The organism is Phytobacter sp. V69, assembly GCF_965644215.1.
Classification (GTDB): Bacteria; Pseudomonadota; Gammaproteobacteria; order Enterobacterales; family Enterobacteriaceae; genus Phytobacter.
Genome location: NZ_CBFFRL010000347.1, coordinates 1 through 2,744, shown reverse-complemented (window position 1 = coordinate 2,744; position 2,744 = coordinate 1). Strand labels below are relative to the sequence as shown.

The following is a 2,744-nucleotide window of genomic DNA, read 5'->3' as shown; positions in this document are numbered from 1 at the left end:
CCATAAATTAACCTGCTTTTGATGTTGGATTGAACATATCAAAATCAGGCAATTACACAATTTTATGTACAGGCTCCCAGCGGCTATCAATCACCACCTCATGGGCCAGCGTCTGGGCATCGCACTGCACACAACGAGCGCTAAGATCGTACAGGCCCGCACTTTTCCAGCGTTCAACCCAGGCGTTGGGATCAATGCGCTCCACTTCGCTGATGCCGATGTCGTTATCCAGCAGTGCGCGCACAAACTGATCGCGCAGCGGGGTCAACAGTTGCTCCACGCCATCCACCTGCCAGTGCGTCAGTAGCCCCGTTTCCCGGTTGATAACCCACTGCTGGGATCCGCTGCTTACCGTCCAGGCGTTGCAGCAGCTTTCGAGCTCGGGGGCTGTGCCTGTCGGTGCCGATGCGCGCAGAACCAGCGGGGCGGCGAGGGCAAACTGCTGCCAGGCGACACGATGCCCGGCATCGGACCAGGCGGTGGCCTGCGGCTGGATCACTTCCAGTGTCAGCCACACTTCTTCGGCACCGGCTGACAATGTGAGGTTTTCACACAGCGTCAGCTCGCCCTGGCCTTCGGCAGCCAGTTCCAGCGTTACGCTGCCGTGGGCAACGGTTTCACCCGCCGACTGCACCTGCCAGCGCAACGCTTCGTTATCGGTCGTGCGGAACAGATATTCGCTGGTGATGCTGATGCGCAGCGGGTTTTGCGCCAGCAGGGCAAACTGGAAATATTGCTGCGCGTGTTTGGCTTCAATGAGTGACGGGTGAGGGCGGCGATCCGGGAAGACCAGGCCGTTCATGCAGAACTGGCGGTCGTTTGGTTTATCGCCAAAATCACCGCCGTAGGCCCAGCCGGTGCTGCCGTCGTCGAAGGTTTTGCTGATTGCCTGATCTGCCCAGTCCCAGATAAAGCCACCCTGCAGGCGCGGGTAGTCACGAAATGCCTGCCAGTAATCGGCAAAGTTGCCCAGGCTGTTGCCCATCGCGTGGGCGTATTCGCAGAAGATCAGCGGGCGCTGTTCGCCTGGCAGGCTGATCCACTTTTTGATCCCCCATTTTGGCACTGTGGGGATCAGCAGATCGCTGTCTACGCGTGCATACATCGGGCAAAGAATATCAGTGGTGGTACTGTTTGCACCGCCGCCTTCATACTGCACCGGGCGCGTCGGATCATTGCGCTTGAGCCAGTGGTACATGGCTTCATGGTTGCCGCCACCGCCAGATTCATTGCCCAGCGACCAGATAATGATCGACGGGTGGTTACGGTTGGTTTGCACCATCCGGGTGACGCGGGCGCTGTAAGCCGCCAGCCAGGACGGGTCGTCGGAAAGCCGACTCATCGGCACCAACCCGTGAGTCTCGATGTTGGCCTCGTCAACCACATACAGGCCATAGCGGTTACAAAGTTCATACCAGCGCGGGGCATTGGGGTAGTGGGAGCAGCGCGCGGCGTTAAAGTTGTTCTGCTTCATTAGCAGAATGTCCTGCACCATATCCTCTTCGGTGACAACCTGGCCGCGCTGGTGGTGATGTTCGTGGCGGTTGACGCCACGGATCAGCAGCGGTTTGCCGTTCAACTTCAACAGGCTATTGTCGATCTCTACCCGGCGAAAGCCGATATCCCAGGCTTCGGCTTCAATCAGTTCATCGCCGCGCCACAGGGAAACCACCGCCCGGTAGCAGTTCGGGGTTTCCGCGCTCCACAGCGCCGGGCGTTCTACCGGCAAACGCATCACGGTGCGTTCGGCATAGTTGCCACGCTCATCAATGATCGGCGAACCGGGCTGCTGCTGATGGCTGGCGACGCGCTGGGTGTCACTCCACAGCTCAACGCTGACCGTCAGTTTTTCGAGCAGCTGCGCCGGGGCGGCAACGGTGATATTGACCGCCAGCTCGGCATCGCGGTACAGCGCATCGAGCTGCGGGGTCAGTTGCACGTCGCTCAGGTGCAGCGTCGGCTTGTTCAGCAGCCAGACGGAACGGAAGATGCCGCTCATGCGCCACATGTCCTGATCTTCAAGCCAGGTGCCCGCGCTCCAGCGCATTACCATCACGCAGATACGGTTATCACCCGCACGCAGAAAACTGCTGAGATCAAAGGCCGCAGGCAGGCGGCTGTCCTGTGAGTAGCCGACCCATTCCCCGTTACACCACAGATGAAAGGCGGAGTTCACGCCGTCGAAGATGATTTGCGTCTGGCCCTCATGCTGCCAGTGCTCATCGATGCTAAACGTCAGCGAGTAACAGCCGGTCGGGTTGTCTTCAGGAACGCGCGGCGGAGTGGTCTCAATGGGGTAACGCACGTTGGTATAGATTGGCGCGTCATAGCCTTCCATCTGCCAGTTCGAGGGGACCGGCATACTGCGGCTGCCTGGCAGATCGCTTTCCAGCCAGTGAGCATTTACCTCAAACGGGCTGCGGGCATACGAAAACTGCCACTGACCATCCAACTGGCGGCGACGGGCTGAGGGCTGATTTTCCTTTGCCGAATGCAGGTCACGCCAACTGGCAAAAGTGGGATGCGCCGGTAAACGGTTAAGGTGGGTAATGGTCTGGTTTTGCCAGTCTTCACGGGCAAGCACTTCATGAAACAGGGGGCCCCGGGAGGCATGAGAATCGTGATGTTGCATATGCATACCTGACAGATAAGTGTAAATGTCATTCGCTAGATTGTGTCGTCACGAGGATAAAAATCATTGATAATAGGGCCTTCTAATCAGAAGGCCCTATTATCATGACTAT

At 58.2% G+C, this 2,744-nt stretch carries 1 pseudogene; it reads right to left on the bottom strand.

Features of this window, described 5'->3' with window-relative positions:
* Positions 1-76: 76 nt before the first annotated feature.
* Positions 77-2,632 (bottom strand): annotated as a pseudogene (locus ACSZPU_RS24855) (beta-galactosidase); the annotation flags it as partial.
* Between the last annotated feature and the right edge of the window lie 112 nt (positions 2,633-2,744).